The 17,582-nt window shown below is 42.3% G+C and carries 12 protein-coding genes and 1 other RNA gene; 8 read left to right on the top strand and 5 right to left on the bottom strand.

Annotation, left to right across the window (positions count from 1 at the left end):
• Positions 1–30: 30 nt before the first annotated feature.
• Complete coding sequence (locus LXF01_RS12735; RefSeq protein ID WP_233944494.1) at positions 31–3,627, bottom strand: AAA family ATPase; 3,597 nt, start codon at positions 3,625–3,627, stop codon at positions 31–33.
• A 9-nt stretch (positions 3,628–3,636) separates the two neighbouring features.
• Positions 3,637–4,890: an exonuclease SbcCD subunit D gene (locus LXF01_RS12730; RefSeq protein ID WP_078193096.1), complete on the bottom strand. Its 1,254-nt coding sequence runs from the start codon at positions 4,888–4,890 to the stop codon at positions 3,637–3,639.
• A 678-nt stretch (positions 4,891–5,568) separates the two neighbouring features.
• On the opposite strand from LXF01_RS12730, the gene LXF01_RS12725 reads away from it, so the two are divergent.
• The 3 genes from LXF01_RS12725 (at position 5,569) to LXF01_RS12715 (ending at position 8,365) form a co-directional block, all read left to right on the top strand.
• Complete coding sequence (locus tag LXF01_RS12725) at positions 5,569–6,513, top strand: GGDEF domain-containing protein (RefSeq protein ID WP_180035482.1); 945 nt, start codon at positions 5,569–5,571, stop codon at positions 6,511–6,513.
• A gap of 400 nt (positions 6,514–6,913) precedes the next feature.
• A complete protein-coding gene (locus LXF01_RS12720) occupies positions 6,914–7,363 on the top strand; it encodes an ABZJ_00895 family protein (RefSeq protein ID WP_233944493.1) in 450 nt (149 codons plus the stop codon).
• Between the two features lie 66 nt (positions 7,364–7,429).
• Positions 7,430–8,365 (top strand): TIGR01777 family oxidoreductase, encoded by a 936-nt coding sequence (locus LXF01_RS12715; RefSeq protein WP_233944492.1) that lies wholly within the window; start codon positions 7,430–7,432, stop codon positions 8,363–8,365.
• A gap of 21 nt (positions 8,366–8,386) precedes the next feature.
• On the opposite strand, the gene thiO is transcribed toward LXF01_RS12715, so the two are convergent.
• Complete coding sequence (gene thiO, locus LXF01_RS12710; RefSeq protein WP_233944491.1) at positions 8,387–9,511, bottom strand: glycine oxidase ThiO; 1,125 nt, start codon at positions 9,509–9,511, stop codon at positions 8,387–8,389.
• A 137-nt stretch (positions 9,512–9,648) separates the two neighbouring features.
• On the bottom strand, positions 9,649–10,662 hold the full coding sequence (hemB, locus tag LXF01_RS12705) for a porphobilinogen synthase (protein ID WP_111885258.1): 1,014 nt from the start codon (positions 10,660–10,662) through the stop codon (positions 9,649–9,651).
• A 107-nt stretch (positions 10,663–10,769) separates the two neighbouring features.
• Here hemB and LXF01_RS12700 point away from each other — a divergent pair, with 107 nt between their 5' ends.
• The 3 genes from LXF01_RS12700 (at position 10,770) to LXF01_RS12690 (ending at position 14,214) form a co-directional block, all read left to right on the top strand.
• The gene (locus LXF01_RS12700; RefSeq protein ID WP_180102395.1) at positions 10,770–11,267 is read left to right on the top strand and encodes a thioesterase family protein; all 498 of its coding nucleotides are present in this window, start codon (positions 10,770–10,772) and stop codon (positions 11,265–11,267) included.
• A 262-nt stretch (positions 11,268–11,529) separates the two neighbouring features.
• On the top strand, positions 11,530–12,681 hold the full coding sequence (locus LXF01_RS12695; protein ID WP_233944490.1) for an efflux RND transporter periplasmic adaptor subunit: 1,152 nt from the start codon (positions 11,530–11,532) through the stop codon (positions 12,679–12,681).
• 6 nt (positions 12,682–12,687) lie between these two features.
• On the top strand, positions 12,688–14,214 hold the full coding sequence (locus tag LXF01_RS12690) for a DHA2 family efflux MFS transporter permease subunit (RefSeq protein WP_233944489.1): 1,527 nt from the start codon (positions 12,688–12,690) through the stop codon (positions 14,212–14,214).
• A gap of 72 nt (positions 14,215–14,286) precedes the next feature.
• Here the strand turns inward: LXF01_RS12690 and glpK are convergent, their stop codons facing one another.
• Positions 14,287–15,771: a glycerol kinase GlpK gene (gene glpK, locus LXF01_RS12685; RefSeq protein WP_233944488.1), complete on the bottom strand. Its 1,485-nt coding sequence runs from the start codon at positions 15,769–15,771 to the stop codon at positions 14,287–14,289.
• Positions 15,772–15,899: 128 nt separating this feature from the next.
• Between glpK and ssrA the strand changes: the two genes are divergently transcribed.
• Positions 15,900–16,259: a transfer-messenger RNA gene (ssrA, locus tag LXF01_RS12680) on the top strand.
• Positions 16,260–16,443: 184 nt separating this feature from the next.
• A complete protein-coding gene (locus tag LXF01_RS12675) occupies positions 16,444–17,580 on the top strand; it encodes a tyrosine-type recombinase/integrase (protein WP_180115499.1) in 1,137 nt (378 codons plus the stop codon).
• Positions 17,581–17,582: the final 2 nt, after the last annotated feature.

Raw genomic sequence — 17,582 nt, 5'->3', positions numbered from 1 at the left:
ATTATAAAGCCTGCTTTAAGCAGGCTTTTTTTAAGATACGATTTGGATGGTGCTTGCACCTGCTCCGACAGGATTGACTTGAATTTGCACAGGGATTCGTTCGTGCATTTCTTGAATGTGAGAAATTAGCACGATTTTACGCCCTTGGTTTTGTAGCTGATCCAGAGCATTCATCACCATGTGCAGACTTGAAGCGTCTAGCGTACCAAATCCTTCGTCAATAAATAGGCTTTCAATTTTTGTTGTACCTGATGCCATGCTCGCAATGGCTAAGGATAAAGCGAGCGCGGTTAAGAAAGACTCACCGCCTGAAAGCGAAGAGACCGAGCGGGTTTCACCATCCATATCATGATCGACAATGGCTAGGCTTAATGAGTTTTCAAGGCGCTTTAAGGTATAGCGCTGTGAAAGCATCGCCAATTGCTGATTGGCATATTCAATTAAAATATCGAGGTTATATTGCTGTGCCAAATCACGGAATTTCTTGCCCGTTGCATCGCCCATTAAGCTCGAAATCTTATTCCAACGATGTTCCTCAGATTGGATCTGTTGAATCTGATCGGTAAATTGCTGCTGTTTTGCTACATTGCGTTGATGTACTTCGAGTTTGAGTTTCACTTCATCACGCTGTTCCATCACTTGGGTTATTTGTTCAACCAAACTTTGTAATTGTGAGAGTAGTGCTTCAAATTCGATTTCAGGCTGCAGCATTAAGTGCTGCTGTAGTTGCTCATCCAATGTTTTCTTAGCAGACTGAGCATCGCTATATGCACGTTCAGCCGAGCTAATTTGCTGTTTCAGTTGCAGCTCTTGCTCATGTGTAATTTCACTGAGCTGCTGTAACAAGGCGTCATTAAAATCAATATGCAGCGCTAACCACTGTTGAATACTCAACGCGGCTGCATTTTGTTGAGTTTGCAACTGTAGTTGCTGTGCCTGATATTTTTGCAGTGTTGCTTGTGCCGTATCAAAGGCTTGGCGTCGCTGCTCAAATTGTTGACGTACCGTATTAAACTGAGTCTGCAGCTGTTGTCGGTTTTGCTCAAACTGTAATAACCATTCATGCGGTTTTTCAACAGTTACTTGAGTCATGGTAAAAATAGCTTGGATTGCAAGATCGCTATTTTGTTTACCTTCTTCTAACAGTGTCGAAATGCGTTTTTCAGTTGCAGCAATATTCTCTAGACTGAATTTACTGCGCTGTTTTGCCTGTTCCAGCTGATGTGTTATTTGATTCAGCTGAGCATTTAGTTCATTACGTTGTTTTAAGGTGTTAAGACGTTGCTGTAATTGAATATAAATTTCTTCAGCAGCGGTGCGGGTTGACTGCTGCCATGCGTATTTTTCAGTGTCATCCAATAAAGACAAAATAGGTTGAATATTTTGTTCCGCATGCTGTATTTCTGTCAGCTGCTTTGTCGTGTGCTGAATGTATTGAGTCAAAGTATGGCTGTTTTGCTGCGCCTGTTCATGGGTTTTTAAATCAGCTTCTGTTTGCTGCAAAGATTGCTGTGTTTGTGCAATATGATGCGTTATAGCCGTTTCAAGCAAGCTCAAATCTGAGTGCAAATCGTATGGAATATTCAGTGCATTAAGTGATTGCTCAAGCTGGGTTTGGGCATTGCTCTGTTGCGTGCTGATTGAGGTGAGTTGCTGTGCATTGGCTTCAAAGGCAGTGGACTGCTGTGTGCATTTTTTTTGCAGTTGCTGCCACAGATCAAACGTTATTTTTTCCTGCGCTAGTGCTTGCTGTTCCTGTTGTACTTGCAGTTTCAATAGTTCATGGGAAAGCACATCTTGGTTATATGTATAAGGGTGCTCGGTGCTGCCACAGACCAAACATGCTTCACCTGCAACCAGATTTGCTCTGAGCTGTTCAATATTTTCTGCATGCAGTAATCGCTGCTGCTGCAGTAAAGTTTGCAAATTCTCTCGAGCTGCTTTTTGTGCATGAAATTCAGTTTCAGCCATGCTGCATTGCTGCTGATTCTGTGTGAGATCACTTTGCAGTTGGTGCTGGTCTTGCAATTTTTGCTGATGTTCAACATGAATGGCGTGGTAATGCTGCCAATGACTCTTGGTGATATCTAATTGATTGATGCGATTTAATAAGTCTTCACGCGCTGTACGCAAGCCCGTAATTTTCGAGTTAAGTGCTTGGTCTTGCCCAAATTGCTGAATGAGCTGGTCAAGTTGCTGTTGTTTTTGTGCCACTTGTTGCGTGGCTTGAGCGACATCACCATATTGCTGCTCAAATTGCGCATAACTTTGAATAAAACGCTGTAAAGGACTGAGATGTGCAGACAGTGCTTCATCCAAAATTTGAAAATGTGCTGTTTGCGAGAGTAGGGTATTTTGCTGCGCTATATTTTGTTCTAACTGCTGCTGTACTTGTAACAATTGCTGTTCGGCTTGAAGCAGCGGGGCATGCTGATCTTGCAGTTTTTTGAGTTCATCTTTTACAGCAATTAGCTGATCGCCTAGCACTCGGCGGTCGGCAATTCGCGCACGTACTAAATCAATTTGATCTTGATGATCAACTTCAAATTGGTGCTGCTGTTTTTGCTGTAGATCAAGTTGTTTAAATTGAGTTTTTTCATGATTAAACTTAATTTCAATTGCGCTGAACTGCTGCTGTGCTTGAGCCAATTGAGGCTGCAGCGTTGCTATTTCAGTACTTAAATTCTTGCGTTGAATGATGCTTGGACGGATTGAGGCGAATTTTTCCAGTTGCTGCAATTGCTGCTTCTGCGGCTGCAGTGCATCGAGTTGCTGCTGTTGAATAGCCAAATATTGCTCACGTTGCTGAATATCCGCAATCAGTTTATCTTTGTGTTGAAACCATTGCTGCTGTTTGAGCAATTGCTGCTTTTCACTTTCGAATTTTTGGTAAGACTCTGTATGACTTTGAAAATTCGCCGTGTATAAGGCAAGATCTTCATCCGATAAAATTTCAATATCACCGAGTCGAACTTCCAAAGCCTTACGCTGATTGGCAATTTGCTTGGTTTTTTCAAAGGCCAATTGACCAATTTTCCCGAAAATACTGGAATTGGTTAGATACTCCAATAGCTCGCCACGTTCATTATCACGCGCTTTTAAAAAAGCGGTCACTTCTGACTGAGCCAGTAAAACGGCACGGGTGAACTGTTCAAAACTGAGTTGAGTAATGCGTAAAATTTGGCTCTCAACCGCTTTGGTTTTATCCGCAACAACAGTGCCATCTGTTAAGCATTTCAGTGAGCGCTGTACGCTTTGCAATTTACCGTTTGGGTTTTCACGGGCACGTTTAATTTCCCAACGTGCAGAATAGACTTTTTGGTCTTGAGCAATAAAACTGAGCTCGGCAAAGCCTTGGCCTGTACCACGGCGCAAGACTGTTTGCGGTGAGTTGGTCGGCAGCTCTGAACCATCTACATCGATGAGTTTGCCATCGCTGTCTTTTAAGCGCGGCACACGGTTAAACAGCGCCAAACACATGGCATCTAAAATAGTCGATTTACCAGCACCTGTTTTACCAATAATTGCCACTAAGCCTGCACTTGCTAAGGGTTCAGATTCAAAATCAATAAAATGCTCACCCGCTAAAGATGCCAAGTTTTTAATGCGTATAGATAAAATTTTCATGGCAATTCCTTAAGTGTTCGCATCATCTTCAAGTGATTTTTGTGCTTCATCGACCAAACTTAAAAAATCTTTCATTACGGTGTCATCAGCACCGTAGCCCTGTTTTTCCCAAAGGTTTTGGAATAATTTTTCAGGCGTAGGCGGATCAAGGTTGATTGCGGCTTGCTGCGGATTATTTTGATCTGAATTTAAATAACGGCGGCTGATGCGCACCAAACGATAACGGTTTGGCGCTAGCGCTTCTTCAAATTGCTGTCGTAAATTCGGTGCAGGCGGAGTGTCGGTATGATATTCAATTTCGACATATTCACGCTGATCAATATCTTCAATTTCACCGCTCGGCAAAGCGGATAATTGTGCCAAAACTTCTGGAATTGTGCCTTTGATGCGATGCAATTGCACGCTGCGCGGAATCGCTAAGGACTCTATTTGAAAGCGTGATTCATCGCTTTGAGTCGGGTCAATACTGATATCAAGCACTTGATGCTTATAATTGATTTCACTAAATGACAGGGGAATCGGTGAGCCGCTATAACGGATATGAGTTTGTCCAACTTTTTGCGGTTTATGCAAATGCCCAAGAGCCACGTAGTCAATTACATCATCAAACAGGGCGGTTGAAATTGCTTCTTCATTGCCCATAATAATCGGGCGCTCTGAGTCTGACGTTTCACCGCCTTGCATGTGGGCATGGGACATTAAAATTAAGGCTTGATCTGGAGTTTTACGTGCATTGGCTTCAGCAATTAATTGTTGATGTACATAGGCAATGGCATTTTGACTATTGGTGGTTTGATCATTGAAACCGGTGATCTCGGCAGCACGTAGAAAAGGTAAAGTCAGGCACCATGCCACTACATTTTTGTGTTCATCATAAATAGGTACCAGCAGTCGGTCTAAATCGAGCTGACCTTCGGTATTTTTATGGACCACGCCTACAGCTTTGGCATGGTATTTTTCTAATAAAGGCTCAACTTGTTCAATACGGTAGCCTGAGTCATGGTTGCCTGCGATCATCAGGGTTTGCATGTGCGGAGCCCGCTCATGTGCATCTGCTAGAAACTGATACAACTGTTTTTGCGCTCTGGAAGCGGGGTTGATCACATCAAAAACATCGCCTGCAATGAGCAGGGCATGTGGCTGTTTTTGTGCTATTTGTTCAAGCAGCCAATTGAGAAACTGTTCATGTTCGTAGTCACGTGAGTGGTTATAGAAAAATTGTCCTAAATGCCAATCAGAAGTATGAAAAAAACGAACAGTCATGCAAGCACCAAAAAATCAAAAAATTGATTGGGCTATAAAGTATCACAGATGGTTATGTTTACGAGGGAGATTAATCATTCATCAGTCCAACTAAGTCGTTTTCGACAGTTACAAAGTATCCAATCTAAACTATGCCATAACTGTATTAATGTGCATGTGCATCTACTTGCAGGAGGCAAAAAGTATTATGGGCTGGATTTATGAAATAGCCTTGCTAGTATTATCCAAGTATCACAAATTTTTCTATAGCAATTTGGCCATCTTGTACTAGAATTTTCTTAGTGATTTGGTCGAAATCTTTAACTTCAAAACTACGAGTAAATGTATTGGTAATGCAATGCATCGGTGGAGGCTGTACAGAGCATTCTAAGAGGTCACCATGAAGTCTGGGGTTACTGATTAGGGAATCCTGTAACTCGTGTAAATGACCAACCAAAAACGGCAGAATAATACACAACTTAAAGCTTGGTATCAGAACTTTGAATTTCAAAATAGTAGGCTGGTTCATTGTAATTATATTTTCTTTGATGGATTACACATTTCAAATAGTAGAGATCTGAAATTAGGTTAAAAAAATACCAAGAACTAGGAATATAAAATGTTGTTCTAATCCTGTATATAGGTGAATTATTGTACAGCGGGTATATTGCCTGCATTTGGGGTAGCAGGAGATGCAACATGCCAAATAATCCTTTTGATGAAGAAAAACTTGCAAATAGTATGGTGTATAAGACTTTATTAGAGTCTACATTAGCCATTCCTTGGTGTATTGATTGGGACAGTAAAACATTTAGTTATATTGGACCGCAAATTGAAAAGTTACTCGGTTGGAAACAAAGTAGTTGGAAAACGGTAGATGATTGGGCATCACGTATGCACGAGGAAGACCGTAATTATGTACTGAATTATTGTGTTTCACAGTCGATGGCTGGTATAGATCATGAAGCAGATTATCGTGCACTTAAAGAAGATGGTTCATATCTTTGGATACGTGATGTTGTTCATGTCGTGCGTAAACCAAATGGTGATGTAGATTGTCTTGTCGGCTTTATGTTTGATATTTCCGAGCGGAAAAAACAAGAGGAACAACTACAAAAATTGCAACGTCAGCTCGAAGAATATTCATATAAAGATGGCTTAACTGGTATTGCAAATCGACGTTTGTTTGATGACTTTTACCAGCGTGAATGGTTAAACGCAATCCGAACGCAAAAGCCGCTGAGTTTAATTTTGATCGATTTAGATTATTTTAAACAATACAATGACTTGAATGGTCATGTGATTGGGGATACCTGTCTGCGTCAAATTGCTAAAAGTTTGGAATCTTGTTGTACACGACCTCGTGATTTAGTTGCGCGTTTTGGTGGCGAGGAATTTGCTTGGATTTTACCAGAGACCAATGAAGCCGCAGCAGCAGTGATGGCTGATAGAATTATGGATGCCGTGCGTGCTGCACGATTACCGCATAAAGCCTCAGCAGTGTCGGAACTCGTCACACTCAGCATGGGGGTAAAAACCATTATTCCTTCAGATCTGGATAATCCAATGCAATTTCTGGATCAAGTTGATAAAAACCTCTATATAGCCAAAAGACAGGGGCGTAATCGCTACTGTGCTGCATAACATAGATTTACAGTTGTGACTTATTTTAAAGTTGCATAGATTTTTCAGTCAGTCGATATTTTATCGGCTGATTTTTTTTGAGTGTAGAATATAAAAATTAAATTCGATGCTAAATGCATGAGGCACAAAATAAAAGACCGACGATTCGAGTGATGATGAAATCGTCGGTCAAAAAATCGATTTTAAATTTAAGTGATGGCTGCTGTTCATACTTAAATTCAAAATGAAACTTATTGCTTTTAAAAAGGCCACCGAAACATTGTGGATGCCGTCCAAATCATCGGTTGCTACAGACCTTGTACCCTATATAACGTAGTCGATTACAGATTGGTTGACATGAAAATGAAAAAAAATGCATTTTTTTTTATACTAGGTGTCAACTTCTTCTTGGGTTAGGGTCATGGTGTCTTTAACACGTTATTTTTTATTGTTTTTTTTCATTTGTTTAATCATGACCTGTATTTGCGGTGTGATCGCTGCATTATTGCCACAGGGTGTGGGTGGTATTTTAACGGTCGTACCCTATCTGATTGCCATGATCGTGGTGTTATTTCGGTTTTTAAATAAAAATCATAGAGCACCGACACAGGCAGAACGTAAAAAATTTACCTTAGGTTTTAGCATGATTTTTTGGTTATATAATTTAGCTTTTGTACTTTTGGGTATCGCAATTTTTTCAAGAAAAGATCCTGAAATTTGGCAAAATTTAATGCTCTATATTCAACATCCTCAGTTTATGAGTTTAATGGTGATCATGTTGTTACTGATGGCTATCCCTTTGTATTTAATCACCTATTGGTTTTATGGTCCGCAAGCACAGCGGATGGCTGCTCAAAAGTTTGGTGCATAAAGCTTGATCGTTTGGTGATCTTGTTCTATAGATAATAGTATTATTTCATATAGATAAGAACAAATTATGCATCAGCCCACAGTACTGATGACGGGTGGCAGCGGTTTTATTGGCACACATCTCATCAAGGCACTTTTAGCTGCGGATTATAAAGTGATTGGGCTCAGTCGTAAGACTGGGCGTATTTCTAAATCACCACATTTAACTTGGGTACAGCAGCTCGATCAAATTCCTCATGACAGAATTGATTATGTGATTAATCTTGCAGGTGAAAGTATCGGCAAAGGTCGCTGGACAGAAACGCGTAAACAGCAATTATTAGAAAGTCGAGTCAAAACCACAGAAGCGCTGTATCAATATTTACGAAAACGTAAAATTTTTCCGAAATGCATTATTTCAGGTTCAGCTGTTGGCTATTATGGTATTGATATTGAAGAACAATGGACAAAAGTGTGCGATGAAAATGCTGCACCACAAGCCATTTTTATGTCAGAGCTATGCCAAAGTTGGGAGCAAGTCACACGCCAATTTCCTGAACAAAATACCATTATCACACGACTAGGTGTGGTCTTGGCTGAAGGTGGCGGGATCTTACCGCAAATGCTGCGACCGATTCAGCTCAATTTGGTCAACAAAATAGGTTCCGGTCGGCAGCCTTTTGTGTGGATACACATACAAGATGTGATCCGAAGTATGCTGTTTTTAATGAAACAAGCTGAGAAAAAACATGCGTTGCTTGAACCCACGCCAATCGATCCGCATATTTTTAATTTAGTTGCGCCTGAAAAATCGACGCAGGCTCAGTTTGCGCAGATTGCAGCACGTCAATTAGCGAAAAAGCCATGGCTCAATGTGCCTGCAATTGTTTTTAAAATTTTATTGGGTGAGCAATCGCAATTAATTTTAAATGGTCAATTGGTTCAGCCAGCCGCATTATTACAGCAAGGCTTTGAGTTTAAATTTCCGACGTTAAAAGAAGCCTTGCAGGATTTATTGGCTTAGTTGAATTTGACGGATCGACCATTATTCGACGCTTAACAATGCATCTTGAAACAGGCGACTCGGACTATAGTGGTCTGCATTGAATGAAGGCGTTTCCCCAGTCATCAGTTCAGCCAATAACTGAGCTGAAGCAGGTCCCATGCATAAACCATTTCTAAAATGCCCAAAGTTTGCCCATAGATTGTCGAAATTTGGCATCTGCCCAATATACGGAATCCCTTCAGGGGAAGATGGACGCAGGCCAGCCCAAGACTTCACAATCGGAAAGTTGGCAAGCTCTGGCACCATGTCAAAGCATGATTCTTGAATATGCTGCAAGGTTGTATTTGTTGTCTGAGTATCAAAGCCACATTGGCGCATACTTGAGCCGCAAACCACATGACCGTCTTGGCGTGGAATCAAGTACATGACTTTATTCATGCACATGGTCGGCAACCAGTTCTGCGGAGTTTTAAAGAGAAGCATTTGTCCCTGCACGGGTTGTACGGGTATCTCAATGTCTAGTTGTTCACTCCATGCGGCTGACCAAGCGCCCGTGGCAATAACGAATTGATCAGCTGTATGTTGTTTGCCATCTGCGGTGGTGATGGACTGGATACGATTGTCCGAACGGTTTAATTGGCGGATCGGGCAATGTTCATGAATGATCACTTTGGGATGCTGCTGTAAATAAGCCGTTAATGACTGCAAAAGTCGCGGATTACGGATGTTGGCTAATTGCGAAAAATAAATGCCATGTGCAAAGCGTGCTGAAATGTGAGGATTAATCTGCTCAATTTGCTCGGATTGTAAATATTCCGACTGTTGCATTGGGTCTTGGTGCAAACGGGCATAATCTAAGCCAATTTCAAAATCATCTTCATCAAAAATCAACATGCCAGTTTCATGAATTTCAAAATCAATCCCAGTGATCGGTTTTAATTTTTCATTCCATTTTTGGTAGCTCTGCTTGCCATAACGTGCGAGCGCATTGACTTCATTGGGATATCGCCAAGGATACATCGGGGAGAGGATGCCACCACCAGCCCAAGATGCGGCAGAACCTGTGCGTTGTTGGTCAAAAATCGTCACCGTACAACCGCGTTCAACGAGTTCCAATGCGCTGAGTAAACCACTAATACCCGCCCCAATAATGGCAATATTCATGTTCTTTTAACCGATGAATGTATGAGTTTGATCTTAACTTCAGCAACGCCGAAGTTTTTCTTCCAAGACTGTTTTTTAAATTTTACAGATATAAAAAAGCCTTCCTGAACGTTACCATTTCAGGAAGGCTTTGCAGGTTATTTCATGTCTTTCAACATGAGTGCTGCATCTTCAGCAAAGTAAGTCCAGATCCCATCTGCACCTGCACGGCGGCAGCTCATAAGCGATTCGATAATCACGTTTTCAGATAGCCAACCATTTTGAATGGCACCTGCCAACATGGCGTATTCGCCACTCACTTGATAGACAAATGTTGGAACACCGAAATTATCTTTGACTTCACGGACGATATCTAAATACGGCATACCCGGTTTTACAATCACCATGTCGGCGCCTTCTTGGATATCCAGTGCGATTTCATGTAAAGCTTCTGCACGGTTACCGATGTCCATTTGATAGTTATATTTATTGCCACCTTTGAGGTTGCTTGAAGAACCTACCGCATCACGGAATGGCCCGTAAAAGCTAGACGCATATTTTGCAGAATAAGCCATGATGTTGGTATAGATATGGCCATTGGCTTCAAGGGCTTGGCGAATTGCACCGATACGACCATCCATCATGTCACTTGGTGCAACCACATCTGCACCCGCTTCGGCATGGCTGAGCGCTTGTTTAATTAAGCATTCAACGGTTTCATCATTCAGTACATAGCCGGTATCATCAATGATACCGTCTTGACCATGTGTGGTGTATGGGTCGAGCGCACCATCAGTGATGAGAACCATTTCTGGTAGTTCTTTTTTTAATAAACGGATGGTGCTTTGGACTAAGCCATCTTCATGCCAAGCTGCTTCAGCAGTTAAGCTTTTATCTTCCTGTGGTGTAACTGGGAACAAAGCTAATTTTGAAACACCCAATTCGAGTAAACGTTCTGCCTTTCTTAGTAACAAGTCAGCAGATAGACGCTGTACGTTTGGCATGCTTGGAATATCTTGAGTTTGTTGCTGGCCTGGCAACACAAATACTGGATAAATGAGATGATCAGTCGTCAGTTGAGTTTCACGCACCATGGCACGAAGCTGGTCATTTTTACGAATGCGACGCATGCGAGTGGCAGGAAAAGCTGGACGATTGAACGTATAGGTCATAACAATCTCATTGATCAGTATTAAACTTTGACTATTGTAGACGCATAATGAGGGTTTGGCGCACCCCGTATTATTTTTTTATTCAATGACAGCGATTCGAGTAGGCTATGACAGATGTAAATAAGAGTTGGACCGGTAATATTGACCTAAACTCGAAGAATGAAATCGATACTTTATTAAATAACATTGCTCAAGCATTTAACAGCTCCCCATTTTTTGTACACAATGCCATGAAAATGACGGTGATCGATGGTCAGATCGAAGCACGTGTGGATATGGCCAGTAATTTAATTGGAAATGTCGCATTCCAAATTTTACATGGTGGTGTAGCGGCAACCTTACTCGACAGTATCGGTGGTATCTCTGCAATGGCAGAATTGTATAAAAAGGCCACAGCTGAAGATCTAGCAGAAACGAGTAAAAAGGTATCTCGCTTAGCGACCGTCGATATGCGTGTGGATTATTTAGCGCCAGGACGTGGACAGTATTTTGTTGCACGAGCTGAAACCTTACGTTTAGGTCGTAAGGGCTGCACCATGCGTATGACCATGGTCAATGATGAAGGTAAAGCGATTGCAACAGCGATTGCATCGTATGCTTATTAAGCCATTTTTAAGTTAACACATTCAAAATGATGAAAAAATAAAGTCCAGTATTGGCAGCAGGGCATGATTTTATCCTGTTGCCGACGAAAAAAAGACTGACGAGTTACATTTTCTATTCTCAGGATATGATTTTTTAGCTTTAAAATGCCGGAAAATTGAAGAAGATAGACTTTCTCACGACACCATTATCTGACAGCAAAGTTGACATGCTTTGCAAAGCTCATGATGCCATGACCAAGTCTGCTAGATTTAGGACAAATCTATGACAGATACCGTTAGTAACCTGCCAGAAACCCCATCTACAGAGCAGCCCACCGATCAGGAATTAAAAGCACGCAGAAAAAAAGGCCTTGGTATAGTGGCTGTATTGATCGTGATTGCTTTGGTGATGTATTTGATTTGGTCAATATTTCTGAATCATTCAGTCAGTACCGATAATGCCTATGTCGGAGCAGAAACAGCATCGATTACCTCGATGGTTACAGGGCAAGTGGCAGATGTTTTGGTGAGTGATACGCAGCAAGTAAAAAAAGGCGATGTGCTCGTCCGCATTGATGCTCGTGATGCTGAAATTGCCTTAGCTCAGGCACAGGCTGAATTACTTAAAGCAAAACGCCAATACAAACAAACTGCGGCGAATAGTAGTTCTTTAAACTCACAAATCTTTGTCAGTGATGATGCAATTCATAGTGCAAGCGCACAAGTCGCCAAGGCACAAGCCGATCTGAATAAAGCACAAGATGAATTACAACGTCGTCAACAATTGGCTGCTTCGGGTGCGATTTCTAAAGAAGAATTAAGCACAGCGCAAAGTGCTGTGAATACTGCTAAAGCCAGTTTTGATGTGGCAAAAGCAGGACTTGCTCAAGCCAAATCTAGTCAAAAAGCGGCACAAAGTAATAAAGCGGCGAATGATGCATTAATTCAAGACAGCAATGAAAATTCAACCCCAGATGTTTTAGTTGCACAAGCACGTCTACAACAAGCCCAGTTGGACTTAGAACGTACACAAATCAAAGCACCCTTTGATGGTGTGGTGACACGTCGTAATATTCAAGTTGGGCAACGCATTGCACCCGGAACGTCATTAATGATGGTGGTGCCTATCTCTCAGTTATATGTCGATGCCAACTTTAAAGAAAGTCAATTGGCAGGGGTGCAAGCGGGTCAAAAAGTTGAACTGACGTCTGATCTGTATGGTGACAAAGTTAAATTTAATGGCACAGTGACCGGTTTTTCTGGTGGCACAGGCTCAGCATTTGCCTTGATTCCAGCACAAAATGCCACGGGCAACTGGATTAAAGTAGTACAGCGTTTACCTGTGAGGATTCATTTAGATCCAAAAGAGTTGGCAGAACACCCACTACGTGTGGGGCTGTCTATGGAAGCGACGATTGACCTGAAATCGAAGTAATTGCCTATGAATCAGCAAATGCAAATGACTGACCTGAAAGGTGGTCGTCTGATTCTCGCTGCCTTGGTCTTGGCTTTGGCGAACTTTATGGTTGTGCTCGACATGACCATTGCCAATGTATCTGTACCACATATTACCGGTAGCCTTGCAGTATCGGCATCCCAAGGGACTTGGGTCATTACTTCCTATGCCGTGGCAGAAGCGATTTGTGTGCCATTAACCGGTTGGCTCGCTGGGCGCTTTGGTTCTGTACGGGTTTTTGTGATTAGCCTATTTGGCTTTACTGTATTTTCGATACTGTGTGGTTTATCGACCAGTTTGGAAATGTTGGTGTTTTGCCGAATTGGGCAAGGCTTATTTGGTGGCCCGATTATGCCACTGAGCCAAACGTTGTTAATGCGCATTTTCCCTCCTGAAAAGCAATCCCAAGCCATGGGGATGTGGGCAATGACCACTGTAGTTGGCCCTATTTTAGGTCCAATTTTGGGTGGTACGATCAGTGATAATTTATCTTGGCATTGGATTTTCTTTATCAATATTCCAGTTGGGATCGGCTGTGCAATCGCAGCGATGCGCTTACTGAAAACGGCTGAAACCCCTACACAAAAATTGAAAATAGACCGTGGAGGTTTGTTGCTGTTGGTGTTGTGGATCGGTGCATTGCAGTTGATGTTGGACTTGGGCCATGAACGAGATTGGTTTAATAATCCATTTATTGTGGTGCTGGCACTGACGGCATTTGTTGGGCTGATCGTTTTCACGATTTGGGAGCTGACTGAGCGGCATCCAGTGGTGAATATACTGCTGTTTAAGTACCGAAGTTTTACCATTTCGGTCTTGGCTTTGGCCTTTGGTTTTGGTGCCTTCTTTGGCAGTATTGTCCTGATTCCGCAGTGGTTACAAATCAACTTGGGCTATACCGCAACATGGGCAGGTTATCTCACTGCAACGATGGGCGTCGGTAGTTTGACCATGTCGCCAATTGTTGCGAAGCTTGCAACCAAATACGATCAACGTGCTTTGGCGAGTTTTGGTTTAAGTATCTTGGGCGGTGTAACCCTTATGCGCGCCTTTTGGACTACGGATGCAGACTTTATGGCCTTGGCTTTACCGCAAATATTACAAGGTTTTGCCGTGCCATTTTTCTTTATTCCTTTGTCCAATATGGCCTTGGCATCGGTATTGCCACAAGACATGGCATCTGCGGCAGGTTTGATGAACTTCTTAAGAACCATGGCTGGGGCAATTGGAGCGTCGATTGCAGTAACCATTTGGGATGATCACACCAAAGTTGCACGCAGTGAAATGGTCAGTAATTTACATGTTACTGAGGTACAAAATACCTTGGTGAATCATGGAATGAGTTCAGAAGCCGCATTGGGTTACATCTCCAGTTTGGTGGATAAAGAAGCCTTAACGCTTTCATCCAATCATGTGTTTTTAGTCTTGACGGGTGTCTTTATATTCGCTGCACTCATCATTTGGCTCTGCCCACGGCCTAAAGCAGGTGTGGGTGGTGGTCATGCACATTAAATATTATCAAGTATAAAAAAACCGCTCGAATGAGCGGTTATTTTTATTGCGCACGGTGTAGATTGAAAAAAATTAAAGGTCCGAGCGCGCCCGTTTGAGTGCAGATTGCCACTGGGCCAAATGAAATTCACGTTGATCGGCATTCATTTTTGGTTCAAAAGCACGTTCTAATTGCCATGAAGCGGCAATTTCATCAAGATTTGAAAACACACCCGCTTTGAGTCCGGCCATTGCGGCAGCGCCCCATGATGTTGATTCTAAGAGTTTAGGACGCAGTACAGGCACATTTAAAATATCGGCCTGAAATTGCATCAGCATATCATTGCTACTGGCACCTCCATCGACCCGGAGTTCTTTAAGTGGACTAGACAGGTCTGACTGCATGGCGGTCAATACATCCGACACTTGAAAGGCAATGGCCTCTAAGGCGGCACGAGCTATGTGGGATTTATTTGTACCACGTGACATTCCACAGAGGAGGGCACGGGCATCACTATCCCAATGCGGAGCGCCTAGCCCAGTAAAGGCAGGAACCAAAACCACGCCATCGGTATGCTCCACTTGGCACGCGAGTTTCTCAACATCACTACTTTTTTGAATAATCCCTAAACCGTCTCTTAGCCATTGCACGATTGCGCCAGCCATAAACACACTGCCTTCTAGTGCATAATGGGCTTGACTTTGAGCTTGCCATGCAAGGGTTGAGAGTAATTTATTGTGGCTATATTGAACTTCAGTGCCGGTGTTAAAGAGCATGAAACAGCCGGTACCATAGGTATTTTTTGCTGTTCCTGCGTCAAAGCATGACTGTCCAAATAACGCAGATTGCTGATCACCTAAAATGCCGGTAATGGGAATGTTTGCGCCAAGTAAACCTGTAGCGGTATCCGCAATATATTCATCTGAACTGATGATTTTAGGAAGGACCGACAGGGGAATATCGAATAATTCTAAGAGTTCTTCATCCCAAGCTTGTTGCTGTAAGTTCATCAGCATGGTTCGTGAGGCATTGCTGGCTTCAATCACATGCTCTGCACCTTGTGTCAGGTTCCACACCAACCAACTGTCAATCGTACCGAAAGCCGCATGACCTTGCTCAGCGAGTTCACGTAGACCTTGAGTGTGTTCTAATAACCAGACCAATTTCCCAGCACTAAAATAGGGGTCAATACGTAAACCGGTCTTTTTGTGAATGAGGTCATTAAGGTTTTGCTGGGTCAGTCGTCCACACCATTCTGTGGCACGGCGGTCTTGCCAGACAATTGCAGGAGCAAGCGGTTGACCTGTGCGTTTATCCCAAACCACAGTGGTTTCACGCTGATTGGTCAGTCCAATGGCTTTAATATCTTTTGCGAGGATACGAGCAGAAGCGAGTGCTTGTTGCACGACGGCAATTTGTGTACTCCAAATTTCTTGAGCATCTTGCTCCACCCACCCCGAATGCGGGGTTTGAATATGGGTTTCCCGTTGAGCTGTAGCTTGAACTTGTCCATGTTCGTTAAAAATGATCGCACGACTTGAAGTCGTTCCTTGATCGAGTGCCAATAAATAGCTCATATATTTTTCTTTTGCGGTCTTGAAAAATAAAATATTAACGCAATTATGTAATTAAGCGCAGATCAATGTGTAATTGTTTCGAAATTGCATCGCAATTTTTTGAAGTTATGCTATGATGACGCTACTTTGGGGATGTTTCTGGCTTCGACGCTGGTGATGAAACTCATAGATGCATGTCGAGAGCGCATTTTCTCTCGTAAATCAAATTTGCATATTTTAGTCGCAAACGACGAAACTTACGCTCTAGCTGCCTAAGGGCAGCTTGTCCGCATCCCTGAATACTTGTGGTTAGGGGTCCCGACTGAAGCGAACGCACACAAGTCCGTATAAGATCAAGCCTTGGGGTCTTATACTAAATCTTAAAGGATCGCGATTTGTACCCTGTTCGTCGGGTCACAAAGAGCTAAATCAATAGACGATATCTAAGCATGTAGTATTCTCGAGCGTAGTGCTGGCGGACGCGGGTTCAACTCCCGCCATCTCCACCAAAATTCAATTCAGAGATGTTCGACTGAATGTGAAAAAGCCCTTAAATTCAATGTTTAAGGGCTTTTTTATTGGTTATATTGTCCGATCCTATCCTAAGCTGTGTGACCCAATTTTTGCCTTTTGTGGGTAATTATTGGGAAAATTTACCCAATTATTTTTAGTCTTGATAAAGGGTATATACAGATGAAACTCACAGATACGGAATGCAGAAAAGCACAGACCCAAGATAAGCGTTATCGTCTTTCTGATGAAAATGGCTTATCTCTATTGGTTACACCAGCAGGGCAAAAATATTGGAATGTGCGCTATACCGTTCATGGTAAGCGCAAGTCAGAGTCACTGGGTCCATATCCTGATATGAGCTTAAAGAAAGCAAGAGAGCTTGCCCTTGAGCTGAAATACAAGCATTCCAAGTCAGTCTTATACGAAGACATCAAGCCATTTTTTAAAGAGGTGGCAGAAGATTGGTTTGATAACCAAAGAGAGACTTGGTCATCTAAACATATTAGTAATGTACGAGCTTCTTTGGACGAGCTTTACGGTACACTTGCAAATAAACGAATCAATCAGATTCAGGCACCTGAGATCTTGCAGGTTATTAAAAAAATTGAAGCTAGAGGTTCTACTGAAGTAGCTAAACGCACGCTATCTCGATGCGGTATGGTGATGAAATATGCCATAGCCCACGGCTACCGATATGACAATCCAGCCAGTGATTTGGTTTATGCGCTTAAGAATAAAAAAGTGAAGAATTTAGCGTCATTACCTGAAAGTGAAATGCCTGAATTTCTTAGAAGGATTAAAGCCTATCCAGCAGATGCTCAGACTCACCATGCAATCATTCTGGTTATGTTGACTGGCGTTCGAGTAAGTGAGTTGTTGCAAGCACGTTGGGAAGAATTTGATCTTGAAGAACGTAAGTGGGATATCCCTGCTGAGCGTATGAAGAATGGTTTACCCCATCGTGTACCCTTAACAGATATGATGATTGATGAGCTTCAGGCACTACGTTTGACTCACAACCAAGATCTATTATTCCCACATCGTTTAAACAATAAAGAACCTATGCGTAGTGAAACAATTTTAGCTGTAATTAAGCGTTCTGGTTATACAGGTCGAATGACAACCCATGGTTTTAGATCGCTATTTAGTACAGTACTGAATGAGTCAAATTTGTTTAATTCAGATGCAATTGAGCGTCAGCTTGCGCATGTGCCACAGAACCGTATTCGTTCTGCATATAACCGAGCACAGTATTGGGATGAGCGTGTAAAGATTATGGAGTGGTATGGGACAAAAGTGAGTGCTTGGTTAAAATAAAT

Origin of the sequence: Acinetobacter sp. SH20PTE14 (genome assembly GCF_021391555.1) — a bacterium.
GTDB lineage: Bacteria > Pseudomonadota > Gammaproteobacteria > Pseudomonadales > Moraxellaceae > Acinetobacter > Acinetobacter amyesii.
Note: the sequence above shows the minus strand (reverse complement) of the source record. Positions and strands in the feature narration are given on the sequence as shown.